Annotated in this window: 1 protein-coding gene; it reads left to right on the forward strand. The window is 62.8% G+C overall.

Annotated features, from left to right (window positions below; genetic code table 11):
- Positions 1-155 precede the first annotated feature (155 nt).
- On the forward strand, positions 156-991 hold an 836-nt coding region (locus G3446_RS26935), incomplete at its 3' end, for a tyrosine-type recombinase/integrase (protein WP_164456715.1).

Genomic DNA, 991 nt, shown 5'->3' on the forward strand with positions numbered 1-991 from the left:
CATCATGCCGACAACCGAATTATGCCGAGTCGTCAGCGGCTGCCTTTGCCTTTCTTCCGTATTTCTTGAGACTTACGGCCGTAGCCTGGTTCTCAGACGCGGCATAATCCTGTCCTCTTTCCGGACGGCCAATCGGGTCGGAACGGAGAAGAGACATGCTGAAAGCGTTCTTCAAAGAACAAGACGATGTCCTGGAGCGGTTACAAAGCAACCCGCTGCACGCCTATCTCGAGGCGTTTGCGACGGCACTGGTCGAGGATGCCTATGCGGCATCGACGGTGCGATCGAAGCTGCTCTGGGTTGCCGAGCTGGGCTGGTGGCTGCAAGAAGAGCCGCTCCCGGCGGCGCAGCTCAGCGAGCACACGGTCGATCGGTACCTGAAGGAGTTGCGGCGCCGGGGACGGCTGCGACGCGGCCAGGCCTCGACCCTCCTCAGTTTTGTCGGCTATCTACAGGGGCAGGGGATCATTCCCCGTCCTGAGCCGGTGTGTGACACCTCCCCGCTCTCCGAGCTTGAGCGCCACTACGAGCGCTATCTCAGAACCGAGCGCGGTCTGACCACCGCGACGGTGGTGAACTACCTGCCCGTTGCCCATCGGTTTCTGGTCCAGCATTTCGGCGACGGACCCTTGCGCCTCGAGCAGCTGCGCGGAGCAGACATCGCCCCCTTCGTCCTTGCCCAGGCGCGCGGCCAAGGCGTCAAGCGGGCGCAGCTGATGGTCTCGGCACTGCGCTCATTCCTGCGATTCCTATTTCAGGAGGCGAAGATCGAGGTCGATCTGGCCGCGTGTGTGCCAAGCATCGCGGACTGGCGCTTGTCGTCGGTGCCCAAATTCCTGACCGAGGAGGAGGTCCAGCGCCTGCTCGATGGCTGTGATCGCGCGCACGCCACGGGCCAACGTGACTATGCGGTCCTGATGCTCCTCGCTCGCCTGGGATTGCGCGCCAGTGAGGTCGTCACCCTCGACATCGATGACATCGATTGGCGAGC

Source organism: Thiorhodococcus minor (genome assembly GCF_010820565.1).
In the GTDB taxonomy this organism is placed as follows: domain Bacteria; phylum Pseudomonadota; class Gammaproteobacteria; order Chromatiales; family Chromatiaceae; genus Thiorhodococcus; species Thiorhodococcus minor.